General features: G+C 63.8%; 24 protein-coding genes. 17 read left to right on the top strand and 7 right to left on the bottom strand.

Annotation, left to right across the window (positions count from 1 at the left end):
* Positions 1 to 16: 16 nt before the first annotated feature.
* From GGD66_RS16955 to GGD66_RS16945, 3 genes are all read right to left on the bottom strand, one after another.
* Positions 17 to 598 (bottom strand): amino acid synthesis family protein, encoded by a 582-nt coding sequence (locus GGD66_RS16955; RefSeq protein ID WP_092256585.1) that lies wholly within the window; start codon positions 596 to 598, stop codon positions 17 to 19.
* A gap of 7 nt (positions 599 to 605) precedes the next feature.
* The gene (locus tag GGD66_RS16950; protein WP_183230987.1) at positions 606 to 1,469 is read right to left on the bottom strand and encodes a fumarylacetoacetate hydrolase family protein; all 864 of its coding nucleotides are present in this window, start codon (positions 1,467 to 1,469) and stop codon (positions 606 to 608) included.
* A 92-nt stretch (positions 1,470 to 1,561) separates the two neighbouring features.
* Complete coding sequence (locus tag GGD66_RS16945) at positions 1,562 to 2,263, bottom strand: GntR family transcriptional regulator (RefSeq protein WP_183258411.1); 702 nt, start codon at positions 2,261 to 2,263, stop codon at positions 1,562 to 1,564.
* A gap of 112 nt (positions 2,264 to 2,375) precedes the next feature.
* Between GGD66_RS16945 and GGD66_RS16940 the strand changes: the two genes are divergently transcribed.
* The 7 genes from GGD66_RS16940 (at position 2,376) to GGD66_RS16910 (ending at position 11,017) form a co-directional block, all read left to right on the top strand.
* A complete protein-coding gene (locus GGD66_RS16940) occupies positions 2,376 to 3,368 on the top strand; it encodes a zinc-dependent alcohol dehydrogenase family protein (RefSeq protein ID WP_183258410.1) in 993 nt (330 codons plus the stop codon).
* Between the two features lie 16 nt (positions 3,369 to 3,384).
* On the top strand, positions 3,385 to 4,290 hold the full coding sequence (locus GGD66_RS16935) for a VOC family protein (RefSeq protein ID WP_183258409.1): 906 nt from the start codon (positions 3,385 to 3,387) through the stop codon (positions 4,288 to 4,290).
* Positions 4,291 to 4,361: 71 nt separating this feature from the next.
* Positions 4,362 to 5,339, top strand: coding sequence for a tripartite tricarboxylate transporter substrate binding protein (locus GGD66_RS16930; RefSeq protein WP_183258408.1), 978 nt, complete (start codon positions 4,362 to 4,364; stop codon positions 5,337 to 5,339).
* Between the two features lie 132 nt (positions 5,340 to 5,471).
* The gene (locus GGD66_RS16925; protein ID WP_183258407.1) at positions 5,472 to 5,837 is read left to right on the top strand and encodes a hypothetical protein; all 366 of its coding nucleotides are present in this window, start codon (positions 5,472 to 5,474) and stop codon (positions 5,835 to 5,837) included.
* Positions 5,838 to 5,938: 101 nt separating this feature from the next.
* On the top strand, positions 5,939 to 6,331 hold the full coding sequence (locus tag GGD66_RS16920) for a FixH family protein (RefSeq protein WP_179734069.1): 393 nt from the start codon (positions 5,939 to 5,941) through the stop codon (positions 6,329 to 6,331).
* A 79-nt stretch (positions 6,332 to 6,410) separates the two neighbouring features.
* Positions 6,411 to 7,832, top strand: a complete 1,422-nt coding sequence (locus tag GGD66_RS16915; RefSeq protein WP_183258406.1) for an efflux RND transporter periplasmic adaptor subunit — start codon at positions 6,411 to 6,413, stop codon at positions 7,830 to 7,832.
* A complete protein-coding gene (locus tag GGD66_RS16910) occupies positions 7,829 to 11,017 on the top strand; it encodes an efflux RND transporter permease subunit (protein ID WP_183258405.1) in 3,189 nt (1,062 codons plus the stop codon). The genes GGD66_RS16915 and GGD66_RS16910 overlap by 4 nt, the downstream gene beginning before the upstream one ends.
* Positions 11,018 to 11,053: 36 nt before the next feature.
* Here the strand turns inward: GGD66_RS16910 and GGD66_RS16905 are convergent, their stop codons facing one another.
* Entirely contained in the window at positions 11,054 to 12,124 is a 1,071-nt protein-coding gene (locus tag GGD66_RS16905; RefSeq protein WP_183258404.1) for a Cj0069 family protein, read from the bottom strand.
* A 419-nt stretch (positions 12,125 to 12,543) separates the two neighbouring features.
* On the opposite strand from GGD66_RS16905, the gene GGD66_RS16900 reads away from it, so the two are divergent.
* Both GGD66_RS16900 and GGD66_RS16895 read left to right on the top strand, forming a co-directional pair.
* A complete protein-coding gene (locus GGD66_RS16900; RefSeq protein ID WP_179734077.1) occupies positions 12,544 to 12,777 on the top strand; it encodes a hypothetical protein in 234 nt (77 codons plus the stop codon).
* A gap of 46 nt (positions 12,778 to 12,823) precedes the next feature.
* Positions 12,824 to 13,711 (top strand): DUF1259 domain-containing protein, encoded by an 888-nt coding sequence (locus GGD66_RS16895; protein WP_183258403.1) that lies wholly within the window; start codon positions 12,824 to 12,826, stop codon positions 13,709 to 13,711.
* Positions 13,712 to 13,744: 33 nt separating this feature from the next.
* On the opposite strand, the gene GGD66_RS16890 is transcribed toward GGD66_RS16895, so the two are convergent.
* Positions 13,745 to 14,152 (bottom strand): GFA family protein, encoded by a 408-nt coding sequence (locus GGD66_RS16890; protein ID WP_183258402.1) that lies wholly within the window; start codon positions 14,150 to 14,152, stop codon positions 13,745 to 13,747.
* 276 nt (positions 14,153 to 14,428) lie between these two features.
* Between GGD66_RS16890 and GGD66_RS16885 the strand changes: the two genes are divergently transcribed.
* The gene (locus GGD66_RS16885) at positions 14,429 to 14,854 is read left to right on the top strand and encodes a hypothetical protein (protein WP_018315792.1); all 426 of its coding nucleotides are present in this window, start codon (positions 14,429 to 14,431) and stop codon (positions 14,852 to 14,854) included.
* A gap of 146 nt (positions 14,855 to 15,000) precedes the next feature.
* On the opposite strand, the gene GGD66_RS16880 is transcribed toward GGD66_RS16885, so the two are convergent.
* Positions 15,001 to 15,630, bottom strand: coding sequence for a Crp/Fnr family transcriptional regulator (locus tag GGD66_RS16880; RefSeq protein WP_245283122.1), 630 nt, complete (start codon positions 15,628 to 15,630; stop codon positions 15,001 to 15,003).
* A 901-nt stretch (positions 15,631 to 16,531) separates the two neighbouring features.
* Between GGD66_RS16880 and GGD66_RS41520 the strand changes: the two genes are divergently transcribed.
* Both GGD66_RS41520 and GGD66_RS16870 read left to right on the top strand, forming a co-directional pair.
* Complete coding sequence (locus tag GGD66_RS41520; RefSeq protein ID WP_143109050.1) at positions 16,532 to 16,999, top strand: phasin family protein; 468 nt, start codon at positions 16,532 to 16,534, stop codon at positions 16,997 to 16,999.
* Between the two features lie 209 nt (positions 17,000 to 17,208).
* A complete protein-coding gene (locus tag GGD66_RS16870; protein ID WP_092256539.1) occupies positions 17,209 to 17,424 on the top strand; it encodes a hypothetical protein in 216 nt (71 codons plus the stop codon).
* Positions 17,425 to 17,633: 209 nt separating this feature from the next.
* Here the strand turns inward: GGD66_RS16870 and GGD66_RS16865 are convergent, their stop codons facing one another.
* A complete protein-coding gene (locus tag GGD66_RS16865) occupies positions 17,634 to 18,641 on the bottom strand; it encodes a LysR family transcriptional regulator (protein ID WP_092256536.1) in 1,008 nt (335 codons plus the stop codon).
* 233 nt (positions 18,642 to 18,874) lie between these two features.
* Between GGD66_RS16865 and purU the strand changes: the two genes are divergently transcribed.
* From purU to GGD66_RS16840, 5 genes are all read left to right on the top strand, one after another.
* The gene (gene purU / locus GGD66_RS16860) at positions 18,875 to 19,747 is read left to right on the top strand and encodes a formyltetrahydrofolate deformylase (protein WP_183258401.1); all 873 of its coding nucleotides are present in this window, start codon (positions 18,875 to 18,877) and stop codon (positions 19,745 to 19,747) included.
* A gap of 16 nt (positions 19,748 to 19,763) precedes the next feature.
* Positions 19,764 to 21,044: an aminomethyl transferase family protein gene (locus tag GGD66_RS16855; protein ID WP_246788906.1), complete on the top strand. Its 1,281-nt coding sequence runs from the start codon at positions 19,764 to 19,766 to the stop codon at positions 21,042 to 21,044.
* Between the two features lie 7 nt (positions 21,045 to 21,051).
* Entirely contained in the window at positions 21,052 to 21,960 is a 909-nt protein-coding gene (locus tag GGD66_RS16850) for a bifunctional 5,10-methylenetetrahydrofolate dehydrogenase/5,10-methenyltetrahydrofolate cyclohydrolase (RefSeq protein ID WP_183258400.1), read from the top strand.
* An 18-nt stretch (positions 21,961 to 21,978) separates the two neighbouring features.
* Entirely contained in the window at positions 21,979 to 23,433 is a 1,455-nt protein-coding gene (locus GGD66_RS16845) for an MFS transporter (protein WP_183258399.1), read from the top strand.
* A gap of 486 nt (positions 23,434 to 23,919) precedes the next feature.
* Entirely contained in the window at positions 23,920 to 25,425 is a 1,506-nt protein-coding gene (locus GGD66_RS16840; protein ID WP_183258398.1) for a CHASE3 domain-containing protein, read from the top strand.
* The last annotated feature ends 20 nt before the right edge of the window (positions 25,426 to 25,445 follow it).

Genomic DNA, 25,445 nt, shown 5'->3' with positions numbered 1-25,445 from the left:
CGGAGACGGGCGGCGCTCAGCGCTGCCCGTCATGCACGGAGATCTCGGATGCCTTGAGGCCGCCGATGCGCGCGTGGGGGCGGCCGCCGGTCGCCATCACGAGGCCGAAGGCGATCTCGTCGCGCCGCGGCGCATCCCACAGCGTCATCTCCGCGGTGCCGAAATGGCTGCGGACATAGGCGGCATGGATGTGGCCGAGCGGCACCATCAGGCGGGTGCCGGGACCGCCGATGGTCTTCGCCGCCGGCACGATCGCCTTCGGTTGTCCCAGTACCTCGCGCATGCCATGGCCGCCGGCTTCATGCCAGACGGCGCCTTGCTCGAGCTCGCCGTCCTCGCCGACGATGATGCCTTTGCCATAGGCTTCGATGCGCTCGGCGCCGCCGAGCTGTGCGATCAGCGCGCTCGCAAGCTCGCGCCCGAGCTGACGCAAGGACGCCTGGAACGGCATCAGGTCCGGCTCATAGCGGCCGGCGAAGGGATTGCGGATCACCGCAATGGCGGTTCCGACCAGCAGCGGCTTGTCCAGCCGGGGCCCGCGCTCATGCCAGATGGTCTCGACGCCGAGCGCGGTCTTGCGAATATCGTAGGACGACATGCTGAAGCTAGGCCTCGTCCACGACGGGATTGCTGAGCACGCCGATGTTCTCGATCTCGACCTCGACCACATCACCTGGCTTGAGGAAGATCGGCGGCTTGCGGGTGAAGCCGACGCCGGCCGGCGTGCCGGTCGCGATGACGTCGCCGGGGACGAGATCGAAAATGGTCGAGCAATATTCGATCAGCCGCGGGATCGAGAAGATCAGCATCGAGGTGTCGGAGGACTGCACGGTCGCGCCGTTGACGCGCGTCTCGAGCTTCAGCTTGGTGGGATCGCCGACCTCGTCCGGCGTGACCAGCCACGGTCCGAACGGGCCTGTGCCGACGAAGTTCTTGCCGGAGGCGATCTGCTGGGCGTGGCGCTGCCAGTCGCGCACGCTGACGTCATTGTAGATCGAATAGCCCGCGACGTGATTCCAGGCATCGGCCTGGCTGATGTGACGGCCGCCCTTGCCGATGACGACGGCGAGCTCGCCCTCCCAGTCGAAATTGTTCGAGACCTTCGGCCTGATCACCGGCGCGTTGTGCGCAACCTGGGACCGCCAGACCCGCAGGAAGATCGGCGGGAATTCCGTGATCTCGCGCTTCATGCCGAACGCCACGGCTTCGTTGTGGTGGTCGAGATAGTTGCGCACGGCGCAGACGATCTTCTCGGGCCGCGGAATCACTGGCAGGTATTTGACGTCGCTCAGCGCCAGCGTCGGCTTGTGCCCGGCGACGATCGCCTCGCGCTTGGCGTAGTCATCGCTGCCGAGAAAATCCGCAAGCGTCGGGTACTGAGGCAGGGCGCGGCCCAGATCCACCACGCGGTTTTCGACAACGGCGCCCCAGCTTTCCCGATTTCCGTCCAAAAACGACAGCAGCTTCATGGTTTCGCCCCAAGGGTTCCTATTTTCGATAGGGTGTATTATTTTCGAAAATGAGGCCGGGCGCAAGCCCGCCACGTGAAAATGCAGGTCGCCTATTCGGCGTCGAGCAGATGGCCGGCATATTTGGCGACGTTGTCGGAGGTCGAGCGGATATGGGTCTCGATCAACTGCACGGCGAGATCCGCGTTGCGCGAGATGGCGGCCTGCATGATCGCCTGGTGCTCGCCGGCCTTATCGCGCGGGCGCGGCCGGAAATTGGCGGAGAGATGCCGGTAGCGCTCGGCACGATCGAACAGCTCGGCGCGAATGGCGAGCAGCGTCGCCGAGCCGCAGGCGGAGACCAGCGCCTGATGGAACTGGCGATGCGCGATCTTCCACTCGGGATCACGCAAGGGGTGCTCGGGATCGCGCTGCTCGATTCGCTTCAAGCGATGCAGCGTGGAGATCACCGCGATTTCCCAGTCGTCATCGCCCCGCTCGATCGAGCGGCGGATCAATTCCACCTCGATCAGCACCCGCGCATCGGTGACCTCCACCAGATCCTGGCGGCTGACCGGCGCGACGCGAAAGCCGCGCTGCTCCTGGGCCTCGACCAGGCCTTCGGCGGCGAGCGCGGTCAGCGCCTCGCGCAGCGTGGTGAAGCTTGCGCCGAACCGCTCGCGCAGCACGTCGAAGCGCAGCGGCTCGCCGGGCGGAAGGGCGCAGGCAATGATCTCCTCGCGCAGCCGATGCGTGATGTCGGCGGCGATGGTCTTGCCGAATTCCTTGCGGGGGCGGATGGCGCTCTCGGGCATGGGGATCTGTCGCTGAATCGATGCCTCAACATGCCGCGCTAACGAGCATCTTGCAATAATTTTCGTAAACGGTATGATTTTCGAAAATATGGTCTAGGGAGCGCGTGAAGTCATGAGGGCGGTGCTGGTGCGTCAGCCAGGTGGGCCGGATGCACTCGAGGTGGTCGAGCTTCCTGTGCCTGTGCCCGGAGCCGGCCAGGTGCAGATCCGGGCCGAGGCGTTCGGGGTCGGTCAACCCGACGTGCTGATCCGGCGCGGCGTCTACAAATGGATGCCGCCGTTGCCGGCCAATCCCGGCAACGATGTTGCGGGGCGCATTTCTGCGCTCGGGTCCGGCGTCGAGGGACTTGCCCTCGGCCAGAAGGTGCTGCTCAGCGCCCGCGATCTGTCCCAGCGCGGCGGCTGCTATGCCGATTACGTGGTCGCGCCCGCGGATGCCGTGCACGCGCTGCCCGACAATGTCGATCTGGAGGCCGCCGTGTGCCTGTCGAACTATCAGGTCGCTTACGCACTGCTGCACGAATGCCGCCATCCGCGCGCGCCCGCAAGCGCGCTGGTGATTGGCGCGGCCGGCGGCGTCGGCACGGCGCTGGTGCAACTGGCCAAGCTTGCCGGGATGACCGTCATCGGCACGGTCTCCACCGAAGATAAGGCTGCATTCGCCAGGGCGAACGGCGCCGATCATGTAATCTTCTACCGAAGCGAGGATGTCGTGGCGCGCACCCGCGAACTGACGAATGGCGAGGGCGTCGGCCTCGTGCTCGATCACGTCTGCGGTCCCGAGTTCACCTCTCATCTCGGCGCGCTCGGCAAATGGGGCACGCTGCTGTCGTACAACGCCTTCGCCGGATTGCCGGAAGAAAACCTGATGGCGGCGATGCGCGATCATCTCGACATCTGTCCGGCGATACGCTGCTTCTCCTTCCACATCTACGACCACGATCGTGACGGACGCCGTGCCCTGATGCGCAGCGTGATCGAGGCCTTGAGCCGCAATGCGATCAAGCCGGCGATCTCGGCGGTACTGAAGCTCGACGAGGTCAGGAAGGCCCATACGCTGCTCGAGCAGGGCTCCGCGCTCGGCAAGATCATCATGATTCCATGAGGGGGTGAACCGCACGATGAGCACACAAGCACCCATTGCACGTTTCACCCGGCTGCGGCACGCGACCTTCACCTCGCCCGATCCAGAGCGGCTGCTCGACTATTATCGCGGCGTGATTGGACTTGGCCTCGTGGCCCGCGATGGCAACCGCATTTTCCTCGCCAGCGATTCCGAGCAGCTCTCGCTCGTGATCGAGCCCGGCGATGCCGCGCTGAGCAGCATCGCCTTCGAGATCTCCCCGGAGGTCCAGATCGAGGCGCTGGGCGCCGCGCTCAAGCAGGCGGACTTGCGGCCCGAGCTTCGGAGCGATCCCTTGCCTGGTGTGTCCCGGCTGCTGTCGTTTAGCGATCCCGAAGGCACACGTTTCGAGTTGATCCAGGGCTGGACGCCGACGCCCGCCCAGGAGCGGATCGGCGGGCTCGCTGTCGCCAAGCTCGGCCATGTCGCGCTTCGCACGCCCGATCCGAAAGCCGCTTCGGAGTTTTACGCGAATGTGATGGGGCTGCGGGTCTCCGACTGGATCGAGGACCGCTTCGTGTTCATGCGCAGCGGCTTCGAGCATCACACGCTCAACTTCGCGCTCGCGCCTGACCGCGGTCTGCATCACATTGCTTTCGAGCTGCGCGGCCCCGAACACATGCATCGGGCCTGCGACCATCTCGCGCGTCACAAGCTCCCGGTGCTCTGGGGACCGGTGCGTCACGGCCCGGGCCACAACACGGCGATCTATCACCGCAATCCCGATGGTCATCTGGTCGAGCTGTTTCATGACCTCGATCGGATGGTGGACGAGGAGCTCGGCTATTTCGAGCCGCGTCCCTGGCATCGCGATCGTCCGCAGCGGCCGAAAGTCTGGGTCGGGCTGCCGCGCGACGTCTGGGGCATGCCGCCATCGCCTGAATGCACGGAGTTCGCGCGCTAGCGGATGTGAGGTCTAACGGAAGATCGCCGCACGCGCGGCCAACGACATAACAATTAAGGGAGGATGCATCCATGCGTCGGATGAAGCGGCTTGCTGCGGCCATTTTTCTGTTTGGTGGTTGTCTCGCGACCATCCCGGCATCGGCGGACAATTATCCGTCGCGCCCGATCCGCCTGCTGCATGGCTTTGCCGCCGGCGGCGCGGCCGACACGCTCTCGCGCATCATTGCCGACGGGCTGTCGAAGAAGCTCGGGCAGCCCATCATCGTCGAGGCCAAGCCGGGTGCCGGCGGCAACATCGCGGCGGACGCGATCTCCAAGGCGGCGCCCGACGGTTATACGCTCGGCCTCGTCACCGGCGCGCACGCGATTTCCGCGGCGACCTACAAGAGCCTCGCCTACCAGCCGGCCGAAAGCTTCGAGATGATCTCGACGCTGGTCTACTACGCGCTCGTCATCGCCGTCCGCAACGACTACCCCGCAAAATCGCTGGGTGAGCTCATTTCCATGGCCAAGGCAAAGCCGGGTTCACTCAGCTTCGGATCGGTTGGTTTCGGCAGCACGCATCATCTTGCCGGCGAATTGCTCAACGCCACCGCCGGCATCGAGATCGTGCACGTGCCGTATCGCGGCGATTCCCAATCCGTCACCGCGCTGCTCGGTGGCGACGTTCCCGTCATCGTCGGCACGCCCGTGCTGCTGGCCCCGCAGATCCAGAGCGGCGCGATCCGCGGCCTGGCCGTGACTTCGCCGACGCGCACCGCGCTGTTGCCCGATGTTCCGACCGTGCAGGAAGCCGGCATCAAGGGCTACGACGTGCGCACCTGGGCAGGCCTCTTGGCGCCCAAGGGAACGCCGCCTGCCATCATCGCCGCGCTCAATGCCGCGACTCTGGAGTCGCTCGGGGATCCCGAGCTCAGGCAGCGTCTGGAGACGGCCGTCGGCGGCGAGGTCCGCGGCAGCTCGCCGGAGGAGATGAAGAAGCTGATCGGGACCGAGATCGCCAAATGGACCGGCGTGGTGGAGCGGGCGAAGATCCCGAAGATCTGAGCCGGGCCGGCGGCAGGGCCGGTACCGGCCGGCCCCTGCTCACGAATGCTTGATCCGGATCAACAAGCGCCACCGGCACCGGGATATGCTACGAGGATACGCTGCGACCTTGATAAGGGTAACTCGATAAAGATGCGCCTCGTTCGTACCATCCTGGCATTCGCAATCGCCATATCCCTTGCGATGCTGCCCGTTGGCGCGTCCGCATCCGGGCTTGCCATGTCGTCGGACGACATGCAGGCGACCATGCAGATGGGCAGCGACGCGGGGATGGCGATGGACGATTGCTGCCCCGACATGAAGGGGACGCCGTCCCAGACCGGCGGTTACAAATGCGGGATGGGCTTCTGCTGCGTCGGCGGCACCATCGCGCTCGATGCCATCAGGCCCGTCGCCTTCGGGCATTTCGCCGTAGCGGTAAGCACGATCGCCATCCCTGAGGATCAGGTCGTCTCCGTCCGCGGCAGCAGTCCTCCCTTCCGACCTCCTCGAATCTGATCTCGCAACAGCCGAACGCGCGCAGCACGTTTGCGCGCGACGACGACTGACGCGTGCGCGCCATGCGCCGCGGCGAAAGATCAGATCATGAGGACAGGACAATGCTTTCCAAATTCACCACCGCGGCGCTCGCCGCCACCCTTTCGCTTGCCGCTTCCGCGGCGATGGCGGGCGCCGGCGATTACGCTTTCGAGCCGGTCACTGCGCAAATGAAGAAGGGCGACGACGTTACGCTCTCGGTTCGCCTGACCAACAAGCAGACCGGCAAGCCGGTGGCGGACGCCGTCATCTTCAAGACCCGCGTCGACATGGCCCCGGACGGGATGGCCGAGATGGAATCGGCGGTAGCGCCGCTGCCGTCGAAAGAGCCGGGCGTCTACGCCTTCCGGACGGACCTGCCGATGGCCGGCCGCTACCAGGTGACGCTGTCGGCCAAGGTCCAGGGCGAGTCCGAGACCGTCACCGGTAAGGTGATCGTCACGGCGACCAAGTGAGCGTGCGGACGCCGCGCGCGGCGTCCGAACTCCTCTGTCCCATTCACATGGATGCGCGCACGCCGCGCGAAGGCACACCATGAAGACGCTGCGTCTCCTGACAACACTCGCGCTGGGCGGCGGCCTGGTTTTGGGTGCGTACTGGTTCTCGAATCACGGACGCTGGTCCGTTCATGCCGAGGCGACCCCGGCTTCGGCCCAGGCGGACCGGACCCCGCTCTACTACCGCGATCCCAGCGGCGCGCCGCTCTGGTCCGCTGGTCCGAAGCAGGACGACCGTGGCCGGGATTATCTGCCGGTCTATGAGGACGGTCAGGCGAATGCGGCGGCACCAAAGCCACCGCAGGCGGCTTCCTCGCGAAAAATCCTCTACTACCGCAATCCCATGGGCCTGCCCGACACCTCGCCGGTGCCGAAGAAGGACCCGATGGGGATGAACTACGTCCCCGTCTACGAAGGCGACGAGGTCGACGATGGCACGGTGAAGCTGTCGCCGGGCAAGATCCAGCGCACTGGCGTCAAGTCCGAGCCCGCCCGGCGGCGCGCGATCCGCGTCGCAGTGAGGGCACCCGGCACGATCCAGCTCGACGAGCGCCGCGTCTCTGTCATCGCGATGCGTGCCGAAAGCTTCGTGCAGAAAGTCGCCGACGTCACCACCGGCACGCGGGTGAAGGCGGGCCAGCCGCTGATGGAGATCTACAGTTCGGCGGTGGCGTCCGCCGCGGCGGAATATCTCGCGACCATCACCTCGAAGACGGTGGGCGGCGTCGAGATGTACGGCCGCGGCTCGCGGCAACGGCTGGTCAATCTCGACGTACCCGAACAGGTCATCGCCGAGATGGAGCGGACGCGCGTTGCGCCCCTCACCGTGCATTGGTCGGCGCCGCGCGACGGCATCGTGCTCGAGCGCAACGCGATCGACGGCATGCGCGCCAATTCCGGCGAGGTGCTGTTCCGGATTGCGGACACCTCGGTCGTCTGGGCGTTGGCCGACGTCGCCGAGCGCGATCTCGGCAACATCGCGGTAGGGCAGTCCGTGGCGGTGCGCGCGCGCAGCTTTCTCGGCCGTATCTTCAGCGGCAAGATCGCCGTGGTCTATCCGCAGGTGAACCGCGACACCAGGACGGTTCGCGTCCGGATCGAGCTCGCCAATCCCGATGCGGCGCTGCTGCCGGACATGTATGTCGATGCCGAGATCGACACGGCCGATAGCGCGCCCGTGCTGGCGATCCAGGATAGCTCGGTGCTCGACACCGGCACGCGCCAGGCCGTCCTCGTCGACAAGGGGGAAGGGCGCTTCGAGCCGCGTGAGGTGAAGCTCGGCCGGCGCGGCGGCGGCTACATCGAGGTGCGGGACGGGCTTGCCGACGGCGAGGCGGTGGTCACATCCGCCACCTTCCTGATCGATGCGGAAAGCAATCTGAAGGCCGCGCTCAAGGGGTTTGCGGAGGGAGCGCCTCAGGCGTCCGATGCGGGCCATGCGGCGGGAGAGCACAAATGATCGCCCGCATCATCGCCTGGTCGGCGCGCAATTTGCTGCTGGTACTGTTTGGCACCGGCTTTGCGGCCGCCGCCGGTCTCTACGCGCTGGTTCACCTGCCGCTGGATGCAATCCCGGATCTCTCCGACACCCAGGTCATCGTCTACACCGAATATCCCGGTCAGGCGCCGCAGGTGATCGAGGATCAGGTCACCTATCCCTTGACGACGGCGATGCTGACCGTGCCGAAATCGAAAGTGGTGCGCGGCTTCTCCTTCTTCGGCGCCTCGTTCGTCTATGTGATCTTCGAGGACGGCACCGACATCTATTGGGCGCGCTCGCGCGTGCTGGAATTTTTGAACGGCGCTGCGTCGCGGCTGCCGGCCGGGGTCAGCCCGACCATCGGGCCCGATGCGACCGGCGTCGGCTGGGTCTACCAGTATGCGGTCCTGTCCAAGGAATTGAACCTGGCGGATACCCGCACAATCCAGGACTGGAATCTGAAATTCGCGCTGGCTAAGGCCGAAGGCGTCGCCGAGGTCGCCAGCATCGGCGGCTTCGTCAAGCAGTACAATGTCGTGCTCGATCCGCAGCGGATGCGGGATCGCGGCATCAGCATGCAAAAAATTCGCGAGGCGATCCGCGCCAGCAACGCCGACGTCGGCGGGCGCACCGTCGAGCTCGCCGAGTTCGAATATGTCATCCGTGGCAAGGGCTATATCAAGAGCATCAACGATCTCGGCAACATCGTGCTGAAGACCTCCGGCGGAACGCCGGTGCTGCTCCGCGACGTCGCCAGTGTCGAGCTCGGACCGGACGAGCGCAGGGGCATCACCGAGCTGAATGGCGAGGGCGAGGTCGCCAGCGGCATCGTGCTGCAGCGCTTCGGCGTCAATGCGCTCGACGTCATCGAGAACGTCAAGAAGCGCTTCAAGGAGATCGCGAGCAGCCTGCCGAAATCGGTCGAGATCGTGCCGGTGTACGATCGCTCCAACCTGATCTACGCGGCCATCGACACGCTCAAGCACACGTTGTTCGAGGAGAGCGTCGTCGTCGCGCTGGTCTGCATCGTGTTCCTGCTGCACGTCCGTAGCGCGCTGGTCGCGATCCTGATGCTGCCGGTCGGTGTGCTGATGGCGTTCGGTGCCATGAAGCTGCTCGGCCTCGGCTCCAACATCATGAGTCTCGGCGGCATCGCGATTGCGATCGGCGCCATGGTGGATGCCGCGATCGTCATGATCGAGAACGCCCACAAGCATCTCGAGCGCGCCGGGCCCGGCCAATCGCGCGTGCAGGTCCTGATCGATGCCGCCGCGGAGGTCGGCCCCGCGCTGTTCTTCAGCCTGCTGATCATCACCGTGTCGTTCATGCCGATCTTCACGCTGGAATCGCAGGAGGGACGGCTGTTCAGCCCGCTGGCGTTCACCAAGACGTTTTCGATGGCGGCCGCGGCCCTCTTGTCCGTGACGCTTGTGCCCACCCTGATGGTGATCTTCGTTCGCGGCCGGATCGTGCCGGAGAGCAAAAATGTCATCAATCGTTTCCTGATCTGGATCTACCGGCCCGTGATCAAGGGCGTGCTTCGCGCCAGGACGCTGGTGATCCTGGTCTCGGTCGCAGTCCTTGCCGTCACGATCTGGCCGGCCCGCCAGCTCGGCACCGAGTTCATGCCGGCGCTGAACGAGGGCACGCTGCTCTATATGCCGACGACGCTGCCCGGCATCTCCGTCACCAAGGCGGCCGAACTGATGCAGATTCAGGATCGCATCATCAAGTCGTTCCCCGAAGTCGCCTCCGTCTACGGCAAGGCCGGACGGGCGGCGACCGCGACCGATCCGGCCCCGACCGAAATGTTCGAGACGGTGGTCAATCTGAAGCCGAAGGAGCAGTGGCGCTCCGGCGTCACCGTCGACAGCCTGATTGCGGAGATGGACAAGGCGCTGCAGTTTCCCGGTGTCTCCAACGCCTGGACCATGCCGATCAAGGCGCGCATCGACATGCTCTCCACCGGCATCCGCACGCCTGTCGGCGTCAAGGTCATGGGCACCGACCTCGTCGAGATCGACCGGCTGGCGCGGCAGGTCGAGCGGGTAATCAAGACCGTCCCGGGGACCTCGTCTGCCTACGCCGAGCGCGGCATCGGCGGCTACTATCTCGAGATCGTCCCGGACCGCGAGGCGCTCGCCCGCTACGGCATCCTGATCCAGGACGTGCAGGACACCATCGCGGCCGCGCTCGGCGGCCAGACGGTCACGACGACGGTGGAGGGCCGGCAGCGGTTCACGGTCAACATGCGCTATCCGCGCGACCTGCGCGACAATCCCAAGGCGATCGCTGGCGATATCCTGGTGCCGATGCCGGCGGGCGGCGCCGTGCCGCTCGGCGAGGTCGCAAAGGTCGAGCCGGCGCGCGGTCCGACCTCGATCCGCACCGAGAACGGCCAGCTGGCGACCTACATCTATGTCGACATCCGCGATCGCGACATCGGCAGCTACGTCGCGGACGCGCAGCGCGCGGTGACGGAGAGCATCCCGTTCCCCACCGGCACCTATGTCGTCTGGAGCGGCCAGTACGAATATCTCCAGCGCGCGGCAGCGCGCCTCAAAATCGTCGTGCCCGTGACGCTGACGATCATCTTCCTGCTGCTGTATCTGAACTTCAGGGCGCTGACCGAGACGCTGATCGTGATGCTGTCGCTGCCGTTCGCGCTGGTCGGCGGCATCTGGATGATGTGGTGGTTCGGCTTCAATCTGTCCGTCGCGGTCGCCGTCGGCTTCATCGCGCTCGCCGGCGTTGCCGCCGAGACCGGCGTCGTGATGCTGATCTACCTCGATCACGCGCTGGCCGAGATGAAGGCGAGGCGCGAGGCCGAGGGCGGGGTCTTCACTCGGCGCGATCTCCATGACGCCATCATGGTGGGCGCGGTCGAGCGCGTCCGGCCCAAGATGATGACGGTGGTCGCCATCATGGCGGGCCTGCTGCCGATCATGTGGAGCACCGGCGCCGGATCGGAGATCATGCAGCGCATCGCGCTGCCGATGATCGGCGGGATGATCTCCTCGACACTGCTGACGCTGATCGTGATCCCGGCGATTTTCGGGCTGGTGAAGGGGCGGGGGCTGCCTGATGGCGAGCAACCGGCGCTCGTCGACGAACATGCCGTTGAAATGGAGAACGGCATGCGCCCTCCGCAAGCGGCCGAATAGGATCGCGAGACGCCGTCCGGCTTCCCGGGCTTTGGCTCAGCCGGACCGTGTCTCCTGGCTCCGCAGCAGGCGGTGCGTCACCGTTCGTGCGATCGCCGCCGGCGCCTCCTCGGGGATCGCAAAGCAGGAGCTCGCGTTGATCTCGCACAGCACGTAGGTGTCGGCGCCCGCCGCATCGCGCGGCCCGTACAGGAAATCCGCATCCCAGATCACTGGCAGTGACGATTCATCGATGCCGAGCGTTTCCACCATCTGCGGCGTCCATTCATCCTCCATCGACCTTCGCAGCGCCCGGAACGGCGGGGCATCAGGGCCGTGCATGATCCGCGGTCCGGGCTGCGCCTCGGGCGCGTCGAGGCCTTCCGGAGGCGGTGGGATCAAGGCCTTGATCAATTGGTGCCCAAAGCCCGCGACCCTGGCGCCGCTCATGTAGCAGCGGATCATCCCGTCGGGCAGACGAGGTTGAAACGCCTGGTCGATGATGCAGCCACCCCAGCCGAAATACGGCGCGCAGCGCGCCACCAGATCGTCGAACCTGATGTCCTCGGGCCGGCTCCCGCGCTGGGCATGGAGCACGCGAACCGTCTCGGTCGTGTTCGGAAGCGCTTCGACCTTCCACACCCCCTGGCCGCCATTGCCGCGATTTTGCTTGAGCACGCGGGGGCCGTCCGCCCGAAGGCGCGAGGGAAATTCGGCGCGGAACGCCGCGGCGGTGTCATAGCGATGGGTGTCGGTCCCCCAGCCCAGGTGGCGCGTTCGGTAAAGCACCTCCTTGACGCCCATCTTCAGGATCACGTCGGGATGGGCGCTCACCCAGGGACCTCGCGCGGCGACGTCGCGCAGCAGGATATCGAGCTCGGCGCGCGTCTTGCCCTGGTGGATCGGATCGACCCAGACCAGCACGCCGTCGGCCGCGAGCAGTTGATCGCGGACTGCGTCGGCAAAGCTCTCGTCGTAGATCACGGGGCGCGCGTCGATGCCGAACGCGGCGAGGGCTTCGAAGACGCGGACGAAGCGGCTATTGTGCGGCGTTGCGGCCGCTCGCGCGGCGGCGTCTCCGCGCGAGAGGATGGCGATAACATTGCGGGAAGAGAAGTCGGTGTCCATGCGCAAGCTCCACGAATGGCGTGCTGCGCAGAGCTTGGACCGGGGTCTCACGGGGAGTCTGCTTCGTCCCCACGTGACGAACCCTAATGAGATCGCCCGATCGTTTCAAGATGCCGGTTGGCGCGGTTCCGTTCCGAGTGAACTCTTCGTGACGCGCCTCGGCGATGCGCCGGTTGACAGCTGGGCCACCCGGGTTTCTATTCGACGTGACGGGGATTTGCGATCTCCCCGCGAGGCGACATGCCCAAGCATCGCGTCCTGATCACCAAGGGCGCAGCATGTCATCGTTTCCCAATCTCATCAGACAAATCGTGATTTTTCATTCGTGCGCGGCGGCCGCGCCGAAGCGCGTTGGCGTCATCTCGTCGCGCCGCGCCGAAAACGACTTCACCTGGGGCAGGAGACGCCAGGAGAATGTCATGCGGAGAAGAGTCATCTTTCACACAATCCTCTTTCTGGCGATCGCCAGCGGGCTGTCGAGCGCACGCGCTCTGACACAAGAGGAGGTCGTCGCCAAAATCCAGGCGGCCGGCTACACGCAGGTCAGCGACATCAAATCGACCGCCGAGGGCACGACTGCAAAAGCCGTGAAGAACGGCAAGGAGGTGCGGCTTGTCATGGATAGCAGCGGCCAGATCAAGGAGCAGAAGTGAACCCCGGGGCACAAGAGCCTGAAATCCAAGCTTAGGGAGCAGTTCAATGCGAAAGACAATTTTGGCACTGATCGGCGTCGGTGCCTGCTTCATCGCGAGCGCCCATGCGCAGGAACTCGACTGGAAGAAGGTCGACGAGACACTGGGCCGCAAGCCCGCCGTCGCGGACGATGTCCACCGCTACGGCTTTCCTCGCACCGATCTCACCGTGACTTTGGACGGGGTGACGATCAAGCCGGCGCTGGCGCTCGGCGGCTGGCTCGCGTTCAAGCCCGCGCATGGCGGTGCCATGGTCATGGGCGATCTCGTGCTCCTCGAGACCGAGATCAATCCCGTGATGGCGAAGATGATCGCGAGCGGTATCGAGATCACCGCCGTGCATAATCATCTGCTGCGTGCGAGCCCGGCGACGTTTTACATGCACGTCGCCGGACACGGCGATCCCGTCAAGCTGGCCTCGGCGATCCACGATGCGCTGGCCGAAAGCAAAACCCCCTTGACGGTCGCGGTGCCGGCGGGCCCGCCGCCTGCCATCGACCTCGACACCGCAAAGCTCGATCAGGTCATCGGCGTCAAGGGGCAGGCCAACGGCGGCGTCTACCAGTTCAACGTCAAGCGGCGCGACCCGATCACGGAGGACGGCATGCTGCTGACCCCCGTCGGTGCGATGGGCGTTGCGATCGCCATCAACTTCCAGCCGACCGGAGCAGGCAAGGCCGCCATCACCGGCGATTTCGTGCTGACCAGCGACGAGGTGAACCCGGTCATCGTGGCGCTGCGCACGCACGGCATCGAGGTCACGGCGCTGCACAGCCACATGCTGGACGAGCAGCCGCGACTGTTCTTCATGCACTTCTGGGCCAATGACGACGCGGTCAAGCTCGCGAACGGGCTGCGCGCCGCGCTGGACAAGACTGCAAGCACGAAAGGCTGACGGCGAGGCCGAGCCGGCGATGATGTCTCGCGCTTACGGCTGCGGCGGAAAGCGGTCGAACGTCGGCAGTTCGTGCGCGTGCTCCATCCAGCGCAGGCGCTCGGCGACCTGGATGTGCATCGTCGGCGGCACGGCGTCGGGATCGTCATAGGTCGCGCTCTGGATATCGATGATCCCGGGCATCAGGCTGGCATTGTCGTAGAACAGGCCGGTGCCGCAATTGGCGCAAAAGTGCCGCCGGACATGTTCAGAGGAGCGGTACACCTTCGGCTCGCCCTTGGTCACCTTGAGAGCGCTCTCCGCATACATCGTCCAGCCGACCACCGGAGCGCCGGCGTGGAGCCGGCAATCGCGGCAGTGGCACAGCGCATGCACGATCGCCTCGCCCTCGACCTCGTAACGGATTGCGCCGCAGTGACAGCCGCCGGTGATGGTGCTCATGCATTCCTCCGATGGAAGGCGGGTTTGGTGGATCGATAACTCGCGAGACGCGCGGCTTCAACGGCGCAAGCGATTTGAAGTTGCGTCCTACTGTCGCCTGACAGCTGCTGCCATGCCAGGCCTTCGGTGCCACGCCAAGCCCTTGGCGCCGCGGCTTCGCCACGGGATCTTCAGCCTCGGTTTTCCACACCCACGACCCGCAGTATCGAATTGCGGATCCAACCTACTAGCGATCGATAATTTGCCAGCGCCGTCGGGCGCAGCTTTGATGACGGCATGAGCACCAAATCACGCGAGGTCATCTGGGGCGGCCGGATTCTGGGTGCGGAAATTTCGGCCAAGCACGCGCGCGAGGAGGCCAGGAAGGCGGTTCGCGAGGCTGATCGGGCCGAAGCCGAAGCCTGGTCGGTCCGCATGGAAGGTTACGGTGGTCCCTCGCAGCCCTCGCCGACGATCGGCCAATGCCTGAACGGCGGCATGGGCTGGCTCGAGGTCGAGTGCAACAGGTGCAAGGCGCGTGCGAGCCTGCCGCTCGACGCAATCCGCCGTCCCCGCGATACGCCGATCTGGAAGCTGGAAGCCTCGCTCAAGTGCCGGTCGTGCCGAAAGGGACGTTCCGCGCCGCCCGTCCACATGATCAAGCTGACGGCCACGCAAAGCATCACGCCCTACAAATGGGTGCATCCGACCGAGGAGCGGTAATCAGGCGCTGCGACGACAACAGCCCGCGCGCCTTGTCGACCTCTGGCCCCTGGCGCCGGATGTCGTTCCTCGCTCTGGCGTCGGCTCTTCGGGCTAAACCGGTCATCGTCACGGTCAAATCTGCCTCGGCAGAACCAAACGCGAGTTCAAGCTGGATCGATAGAAAAGATATCGTCGACTTCGAGACGCATGGTGTCGCGGCATTCGCACGCCGCCGCTGCGAGCCGCGATGGGTCGATCTCGATTTCGCCTCGCCGTTCGGATCTGATCGCTCCGGAAGCACGCAGATTGCGCATCAGGAGCGTCACCGTCGTCCGTCGCACACCCAGTATTTGCGAAAGCGTCTCCTGCGTGAGCGGGAGGACGTCGTGGTCGACGCGGTCGTGAAGATGGAGCAGCCAGCGTGCCATGCGGGCTTGGACCGGATGCAGCGCATTGCAGGCTCCACCGATTTGTAGCTGTATCAGCATTGCCTTGAAGTGAAGCTGGACAGCGTGGCGGATCGCGGGGCTACGGCTAAAAGCCGCGTGGAATCGCGATACGGGGATCCGCGAGGCGGTGCCGGCGGCACGAACGATGGCGGTAAGGGCCGCAGGGGACGGCCCCAGCACGGAAAGGGTGCCTACTGCTCCCTCGCGCCCTATCGCAGCGCTGGCGACCGTCTCCCCGTTCGCCATGTCGATCATCACCGAAATGGCCCCACTATGAGGGAAGAGGACGTGCTCGGTCTGGTCACCCGCCCGCGAGATGACCGCGTCCCGATCGAGCGCGACCATCTCCAGCTCGGGTGCTAGCAGACCGAGATCTGCCGCCGGTAGGGCGGCGAGAAGTCGGTTACCAATTCCGCTGGGATGCGTCACGGTAGCCCACCGCGAACCGCATTTCGAGCGGCATAGGACGGCAAACTCGAACTTTGTTTGAAACCGCGTACGCTTCGCGCTCCGAAATCCAATTCAGCTGCGGAAGCTCTCAATTTCAAAAATAAAACTCCGAACACACGCGACCGCGAGGCGCGTTTTGCCTTACGCCATCATTCAGGACTTAGATTCAAGCGCTATGTGGCACAATTGCAAAATGCGTATGGGTAACACCATAAGGGGTTCCAATTTCCGGAGCGCGGCAAACGCTGCGGTGAGAGAGTTGGGCGAACCATGCCCTTCACCGCGATCGGCGCGATCTACGCGATGATGAGCACAAGCTACTGAAAGGGCCGTTCAGGAACTCCGCCAGCACACTCCGCCGGTTTCGTTTGTCCGAAAGTGGCCCGTGAGCGATGGGCAGGGTGAAGCCAGAAGGGCAGGCGGCTTGAGGCTTGCAAGCTACCGTTGCAGGCACGTCGCGTGATGTCCGTTCTTGCGCAAACGTAGCGCATCCCGACGCAGCCAGCGCGGGGCTCCTTTGCAAGGCTTGCGCTAAGGAAGGAACTTCTTGCCCCTTGCGATATCCCAGTTATGCACAGTCACTCCCCGACATACCTTCGTCTGTGTTGACAATTCCAAAAAAAGTTTGAGCGAGAGTCACAAACCGAACCGACTTCCCGCTTCTCGCAGCACAAAGTCGTGGCGGGTCGGGGCTAGATCAAGGCTCATCCAAAATCTGATCGAACACAGAGCGTGAGCTCTCGTGACGCAAGCGAGCGTTGCGAGGAGTGCTTTCGCTTGAGAAAGGAAATGTTGCGTGACTGAAAGCCAAACGAAACTGCCGCCGAACGGAACGAACGTTTTCGCGATGCCATGGTTGGATTTCTCGAAGGTCGTGTTGCCCGGCGTGGGGCGCGAGCTTGCCGAGCAGGGCCTCGCCCGCGCACGGGAAGGCTGCGAGAAGATCAAGGCCGCATCGGAAGAAATGACGCAGGCGCTGCGTGAGACCTATTCGAGCAATGCGAGATGCACGACCGACTACGGGCTCAAGGTGTTCGAAATCTCAAACGCCAATGCCGCTTCTGCGCTCGATTTCTTCGTCGATCTGTTCGGCAGCAAGTCCGCGACCGATGCCTATACATTGTCGGCGGCGCAAGCGCGCAAGGCTTTCGACACCGCCTCTGACCAGAACAGGGAATTGTGGGCGCTTGCCCAGAAGCTCGCGACGGAAACGGGTGAGCCGATCAGGAAGCATTTCACCAGGGTCCTCCACCCAGGCGGCTAAAAGCGCGTTCAATTTCACATTCGGGTTCGTCTGAGGAGGAGATCCGGCTGGTTGGAACACGCTCAACTGAGCGAGCACGCCCCACTGCCCCATGCTCGACCAACAAGGTGCGCGATGCCTCTCAGGCCTCGCACCGACGAGAGGCGCATTCCAGCCGGCCGGTGTTTTTCTGCAAACCACAACAAAGACAAATCGCAAGGGAGGGCAACATGGGAATGGTCATGGTCAAATGTCCACAAACCGGACACGCGATTCCCACCGGCATCAAGACCGATCGCGAGAGCTTTGGACGCCGCGCGGTGTTTTTCTCCCGCACCCGGTGTCCGATCTGCCGCACCGATCACGCATGGTTCGCGCGGGAAGCCTGGGTCGACGAGCCGGCCACCCGCGCCGCGAGCTGGCGTCTGGCACCGGAATATGGATGAAATGGTCGCCGGCGCCCCTCATTGAAAGGCACCGCGTCAAAGACGACATGACGCATGAGTTGGTGCTGGCGGACCACAGCTCAGGGTCTTGATCTTTCCAGCAGCGTTAAATGCCAAGACCGCGTTCACTACATTTTCCCCGCTGATGTAGCCGGTACGCGCGGACTGGCGCGGTTTCCTCCAAATGGTGAACTCTTCGTGACGCGCGCTTACCGCCGCCGTGACGTCGTCGTTGCCGCAGACCGCCCGGCGATGGGTGCCGCGGCTTTGGCCCGCGACTTGGCATAATCGGCCGACATCGCCAGCGCGGGGTCGCGGTCCCGGAGCTCCTCGGCCACGATCGTTTGAAGCCATCGCACGGCGGGTTCGTTGTCCATCCGCCGGTGCCAGTGCTGCTTCAACTCGATGAGAGGTATCGAGACCGGCGGGGGCAGCAGCTTCAGCCCCGCGTTCGCGTACCAGGCCCCGAGCGAGAACGGCACGGTGGAGATCATGTCGCTCGTCGCAATCAATTGCGGCACGCTCATGAAATGCGGCAGGTGCAGCACGACGCGGCGTTGCAGCTTGAGCTCGCGAACGCGCCTTTCGAAGATCTCCTGACTGCGCCCCTGCTGGTTTACGACGATATGGTCCGCGGCGAGAAACTGTTCGAGCGAGAGGGTGTCACCGATCGTTGGATGGTCCTTGCGGACGATGCTGGTGAAGGGATGATCGAACAGATCCTCCGTCACGATGTTCGGACCGACGAGGTCCGGAAAATAGCCTATCGCCAGATCGATCTCGCCGCTTTCGAGCGCGTCTTCCAGATCCTCGTGCGACGTCGGCAGGCACCGCAAGCTCGCTCCGGGAGCCATGCTGCGAATGCGTTGGAGGATCGGCGGGATGAAAATCAGGACGCCGATATCCGAGGTTGTGACAGTGAACACGCGGTCGCTGTCTTCCGGCACGAAACGCGGCTTGCGGAGTATCTGCTGATCGACGGTGGACAGCACTGTCCGCACGGCTTCGGCGATTGATTCCGCGAAGGGCGTTGGCCGCATGCCGCGCCCGGTCGAGAGAAACAGGGGATCGCCAAAGAAATCCCGCAGCTTGCGCAGGCCGGTGCTGGCCATTGGCTGGCTCATTCCGAGCTCACGCGAGAGCGCCGACAGGTTCTGGGTGCGGAAGAGCCCGTCGAGCAGCAGAAGAAGGTTCAGGTCGAGCCGTCTGATATCCATCACATTGATATCTTGTATTGAATAATACCGGATTTTCAATGACGGCTTTATGGGCGATGGTCTCCTCCAACGCCCGCAGGGGTGACTTTGGGAGTGAAATCAAAGCCGTAGGTCGCCGGCCGCACAGGCTGGTCCGGTCCCCTTCCTCAGTCCGCCTCTCACCTTTTCCACATCCGCTCACCCCGTCGGTGCGTCGGAGCACGACCGCGCGTGGCGCGAGGAATCGTCCGCAGATGCAGCCTGAACTTGCTGGAAGCTCTCAATACATCCTGACCCTGTCATGCCGCGATGTGCCCGGGATCGTGGCCGACGTTTCGCGCTGTCTGTTCGAGAACGGCGGCAACATCATCGAGGCGGCGCAGGTCGACGAGATCATGAGCGAACGCTTCTTCATGAGGGTCGGTGTCACACTGTCGGAAGAGGGCGCGCAGAAGGCGCGAGCAGGCCTTGAGATCATCGCCCGAAGGTTCGGCATGGAGTGGAAGCTCCGATCCCCGGCCGAACGCAAGCGCGTGCTCCTGTTCGTTTCCAAATTCGATCACTGCCTGGGCGATCTCCTCTATCGCCACAGGCTCGGCGAGCTCCAGATGGACGTCGTCGGGATCGTTTCCAACCATCCGCGTTCGGCCCTTGCCGTGAGCCTCGTCGGCGACATCCCTTTCCATCACCTTCCGGTTACGAAGGAAACGAAGATGGAGCAGGAAGCGCAGATCAAGGCGCTTGTCGCGACGACGAATGCCGATCTCGTCGTTCTCGCGCGTTACATGCAGATCCTCTCGGACGATCTCTCGCGCCATCTCCATGGCCGTTGCATCAACATCCACCACAGCTTCCTGCCGGGGTTCAAGGGCGCAAAACCCTATCACCAGGCGCACGCGCGTGGCGTGAAGCTCATCGGAGCGACCGCGCACTTCGCGACGAGCGATCTGGACGAAGGTCCGATCATCGAACAGGACGTCGAGCGCGTCAGCCACCGCGATACGCCGGACGATCTGGTCCGGAAGGGGCGCGACATCGAACGGCGCGTCCTCTCGCGCGCGGTCCATCTCTTCCTCGAGGACCGCGTCATCATCAACGGCGATCGAACGATCGTCTTCTCCAATTGAGAAACGGAGCACGACAATGTTGACCCCCAAGGGTATGCGCAAGACCCCCGAAGGCTATTTCACCTCGCGTTGGGGCCTTCCCGAATACACCGACTGGATCGACGAGAGCATGTCGTGGAAGGAGACCTGCGCGATCGGCGACTGGTCGTTCCTCTGGGAGCGGCGCTTCAAGGGACCCGACGCCCTGAAGCTTTTCTCGGATACTTCCGTCAACAGCTTCCAGAAGTTCGACATCCGTCAGTCCAAGCACGTCGTCCATACGACAAAGCAGGGAAAAGTCATCGCCGAGGGCATCCTCACGCGGTTGTCCGAAGACGAGTTCATGTTGTTCGGGCGCGGCACATTCTGGGTCGACTACATCCGCCGGCACGGCGACTACAAGGTGACGTCCGCAGCCGATGACTGGTTCAATTTCCAGGTCCAGGGGCCGACATCGCTCGCGCTCCTTGAAAAGGTCGCGAAGCAATCGCTGCGAGACGTCAAGTTCATGCATTCGGGCGAGATCGAGATTGCCGGCTGCAAGATGCTCGCGCTGCGGCAGGGCATGTCCGGCGAGATCGGCTTCGAGCTTCAGGGGCCGATGGGGCAGGCGGCGGCCGTCTACGACGCCATCGTCGCTGCCGGCCAGGAGTTCGGCCTGCGCCGGATCGGCGGCCGCGCGATCTTCATCAACCACCTCGAGGCCTGCTTCCCGACGATCGTCACCGACTACATGCCCGCGATCTTCGACGAGGACATGAAGGAGTATCAGGATGAGTTCCGCGCAGCGATGCCGGGGTTCGCCTCGACCTTCAACATCGCAGGCAGCTTCCAGTCGGACGACGTCCGTGACTGGTACCGGAGCCCGGTCGAGCTGGGCTGGGCCAAGAACATCAAGTTCGATCATGACTTCATCGGACGCGCGGCGCTCGAGGACGAAATTGCCCATCCAAAGCGCGTGATCCGCACGCTCGTCTGGAACGGAGACGATGTGGCCGACGTTCACGCCTCCCTCTTTCAGAAGGAGCATGAGCCGTACCAGTACATGGAGATGCCTCGCGACCAGCGCGGCTTCATGTACGCCGACCGCGTGCTGAGTGGCGGAAAGGACGTCGGCGTGACGACGTCGCGGGGATATAGCTACTTCTTCCGCGAAATGTTGTCGCTCTGCACCATCGACGTCGATCGTTCCGAGATTGGCAATGAGGTCGTCGTGGTCTGGGGCGAGCCCGGACGTCGGCAAAAGCAGATCCGCGCCAAGGTGGCGCTGGCGCCCTACAAGAAGGACAACCGGCGCGCTGATCTCTCCAAGGTCTGACCCGCCCATGTCCGCGCGCATCATCGATGGAAGGGCGCTCGCTGCCGAGGTTCGGAATGAAGTGGCCAAAGGCGTCGCCGCCCTGGTTGCCGGCGGCGCGGCGGTCCCGGAGTTGGCCGTCGTGCTGATCGGCGACGACCCCGCCAGCCACGTCTATGTCTCGAACAAGGTGCGGCAGACCGAAGCTGTTGGCATGCGATCACGCCGGTTCGTGCTCGCTGCGGACACGCCGGAGCGGCTGTTGCTCGACCTGATCGAGCAGTTGAACCGCGATCCCGCCGTGAGCGGGATATTGGTTCAGTTTCCGTTGCCCTCTCAGATCGATGCCGCGCGCGTCGTGACGGCTATCCGGCCCGACAAGGATGTCGATGGATTCAATCCGTTGAACGTGGGGCGGACGGCCGCCGGAATGGAAGGTGCCCTGGTTCCGTGCACGCCTCTCGGCATCCTGCGTTTGATCAAATCGGTGCACGACGACATCGCCGGCTTCGGAGCACTGGTCGTCGGAGCATCGAACGTCGTAGGCCGGCCGATGGCGCGGTTGCTGTTGCAAGAGATGTGCACGGTCTCCATCGCGCACGTTCGGACCACCGATCTGGAACGGCGCTGCAGGGAAGCCGACATCCTCGTTGTCGCAACCGGCGTCCCGGGCCTGATCCGCGGTCATTTCATCAAGCCGGGCGCAACGGTCATCGACGTCGGCATCACTCGCATCAAGTCCGGTTCAGGAGCCGAGAAGCTTGTCGGCGATGTCGCTTTCGACGAGGCAATTGAGGTCGCCGGCGCGATCACGCCCGTTCCGGGTGGCGTCGGGCCGATGACCATCGCGTGTCTGCTCGCCAACACGCTGGGCGCGGCCCGAATGGAAGCCGCCCGCTCGAAGGCGAATGAGGCGGACGTGACGACGGCTGCCTGACTGCAACCGCGGACGAACGTGCCTGGCGAGAATCGGGCGGGCCGAGTTGCGGCCGCCCGAGCAGAGATATTCGAAAGCGTTTACAAAAGGGGGAGAACGAACGTGACGACACAGGTCCTGGACACACCGCAGCAGCGGGTTATCGACATCGGTTCGCTCGCAGAGGAGGGGACGTGGAACGCCCCGCGAAAGCAGGTGCTGCTCCTCTGCGCTCTCGCCATCGTCCTCGACGGTCTGGACAATCAAATTCTCGGCTTCGCCATACCATCGATGATCAAGGAGTGGAGCGTCACGCGCGGCGATTTCGCTCCGGCCCTCGCGTTGGGCTTCGTGGGCATGACGATCGGCACGCCGATCGGGGGCGTCGTCGGCGACTGGCTCGGACGCAAGGTTGCCCTCATCGCATCCGTCTTCCTGTTTGGTGCGGCGACCTTCGCGATTGCGGTCGCTCATGGTGTCGGCGAGGTCGGCCTGTATCGTTTCCTGGCGGGCCTTGGACTTGGCGGTGCCCTTCCGGCGGCGACCGCGTTGATCGCGGAATTTACGCCTAGGCGAAATCGCAGTCTTTCCGTGATGCTGGGCATTGTCTGCATCCCCATCGGAGGCATGATTGGCGGCCTGATCGCCGCTCAGCTGCAGCCCGAATATGGTTGGCGCATGCTCTTCGTGGTCAGCGGCGTGTTGCCGGCGATCGTCGCCGCGATCCTGATGTTTGCACTGCCGGAATCGCCGCAATATCTATTGGCGCGTGGCGCTGACATGGAAAGGGTGGCGAAATCCGTTCGGATCCTGGACGAGGCCGCTGCCGCTTCCAAAGCCTTCATCGACCGGCGCGACATCGGTGTCGAACGTGCTTCGCTCACCGCATTATTCACAGCCGGATTTCGTCGTACGACGACCGCGCTCTGGATCGCGTTCTTCTTCTGTTTGTTGCCGGTCTACGTCCTCTACGCGTGGGCTCCCACTCTTTTGACCGGCAAGGGTTTCGACGTGCAGACGGCGAGCTTCGGTCTGGCACTGTTCAACTTCGGCGGCGTCGGTGGCTGCATCGTCACCGGTTGGGCGATCGGCAGGTATGGAACGCGCGTTGCGATCCTGACTGTTGCCGGCGCGGCGGCCATCGGCGCGATGATCCTGGCATCGATACCGCTATCGACCGAAACCCAGCCGCTGCTCATGGCTCTCTTGTGCATCGAAGGCTTCTGTCTGCTCGGCGCGCAGGGCTCTCTCTATGCGCTGGCGGCCCACATCTATCCGACCAACGTCCGGTCGACCGGTGTCGGTGCGGCAGCCGGCTTCGGCCGGGCGGGGGCCATTGTCAGCGCGTATGTCGGCACATTCGCACTCAACTACGGTGCGACCGTGTTCTTCGCCGTCATCGCCTTCTGCGTCGCGATTACGTTCATCGCGGTGGCGATCGTCGATATGCATCAGGCGGCGATGAGAGCCGAAACGGCGAGTTCCGGCATCTGAGGGAGATGCCCCTGCTACTGTGCATGGGGTTGTTTTCTCGCTTTTGTTTTGCGAACGCCTAAACAGCCCCGCTCAGCGCCGGCCGTGCGGGGCCTCGGCCTTGACCCGCGTTGACGAAGTAATCGAATAGAATAGGATTTGCCGCGATGCCGAGCCCGGAATTGGCCCGTGGCTGCCGTTACCCCCAGAGCAACGAAGACGCCTGCTTCCGACAGGTGACCCGACCAATCTCATGCTGGCCGGCTAGTCAGCGCCGCACGAAAGTTCTCGATGAAGCCATCGAATTCCTTCTGCAAGGCAGGAGAAGCGACGGCTTTCTTCGGCGCCTGGACGACGGCCGACGAGACACACTGACTGCGCTCCACTCCGGAGGCTGCGCCGCTTTGCCCCGTCCCCGTCCCAGACCAATTCTTGCGAATGCCATCGCTTGGGAGCAATCTTGAGCTAGCTGTCTGGTCGGTCGCGGACTTCGGCCTTGAGGGTCAGGTGCCCCAGTTTTCGAGTTTGCTGATTTTGCACAAATTGATGGCGGCATTTGCCGCCGTGGTAGCGGTCATATTTGTGAGCGGCGCAATAGTCTACGACAGACTTAGCCTGATCGAAGAGGCCAAAAACCGGCGGGTCCATACCACTGACGTGTTGGACACGTTAGAGGCGGCAGTAGCCGCAGCGCTGGATCAACAAACTAGTTTACGCGGCTATTTGATCAGCGGCGACGAGAAGTTCTTGGACCCGTACCGCAGAGGCGGCGCCGACTTCAGCGCGGCAATCCGAAAATTAAAAGAACAGACTTCGGATAACCCAGACCAGCAAGGTCGTCTAGATGAATTGAACAAGCTGGCGATGACTTGGCGCGTCGAGACCGCTGAGCGGGAGATCGCGCTGATGGCGCATCCCACGACTCGCGAGCAGGCGCGCACGTTGGAGGGGGCGACCGGCAAAGCTGCCATGGACGCAATCCGCGCCAAGGCGAGGGAAATCGAGGAGGTTGAGCGCGATCTGTTGGCAAGGCGAGACGCCGTCCAGAAGTTGGCATACGCTACTGCATATACGGCAACCGTGATGGGCGCCGCAGCCTCGCTCATGATCGCAGTGTTGATGGGCATACTACTCACACGCGCGATCGCGCGGCCGATCACAGGCATGACCGGGGCTATGGCGGCACTTGCCAAGGGAGACACGAGCATCGACGTGCCTGGAATTGATCGGCGTGACGAAATCGGTGCAATGGCGGCCGCGGTCAATGTTTTCAAGAAAGGCATTATCGAACGCCAGAAGACACAGGTCGAGCTCGCTCATGTCAGTCGCGTAGCCACAATGGGGCAGCTGACGGCCTCGATTGCCCATGAGATCAATCAGCCGATCTCGGCTGCGCTTACTAACGCCGACGCCGCCTTGAACTGGCTCGCCGCGGACCCACCAAACCTGGACAAGGGTCGCGAGTCCCTCCACCACATTGTCACAGATTGCCAACGAGCCGGCGACATCGTCCACCGGATCCGCGCTATGGTCAGGAAAGCGCCGTTGCCCAAAAGTCGGCTCGACGTCAACGCAGCCGTTCTGGACGTCATCGCCATGGTCCGGAGCGAGGCGGTGAGGCATGGAATCTCGGTACAGATACAACTCGCTGAGGACCTGCCGCAAATCGAAGGTGAGCGCATTCAGCTGCAGCAAGTGCTCCTTAATCTGATCCTCAACGCCGTGGAAGCCATGAACAGCCTTGAGGATGGCAAGCGGGAGTTGCAGATCAGTACCGAAAGGGATGTTGCAGGCGGCGTGCTCGTCGCTGTACGGGATTCAGGCCCGGGGCTCGAGCCGACGAATGCGGAACGTGTTTTCGACGCGTTTTACACGACCAAGTCCAACGGCCTAGGCATGGGGCTTGCCATCTGTCGGTCGATCATTGCGGCTCATGGCGGACGATTGTGGGTCACCCTGAATACACCGCGGGGCGCCGTCTTCCAGTTTACCCTCGCTCCCCTTCATGACTAGGCCACTTGGCCTATTGCAAG

It is taken from the genome of Bradyrhizobium sp. CIR48 (assembly GCF_014198315.1).
Classification (GTDB): domain Bacteria; phylum Pseudomonadota; class Alphaproteobacteria; order Rhizobiales; family Xanthobacteraceae; genus Bradyrhizobium.
This window is presented reverse-complemented; position numbering and strand designations above follow the sequence as displayed.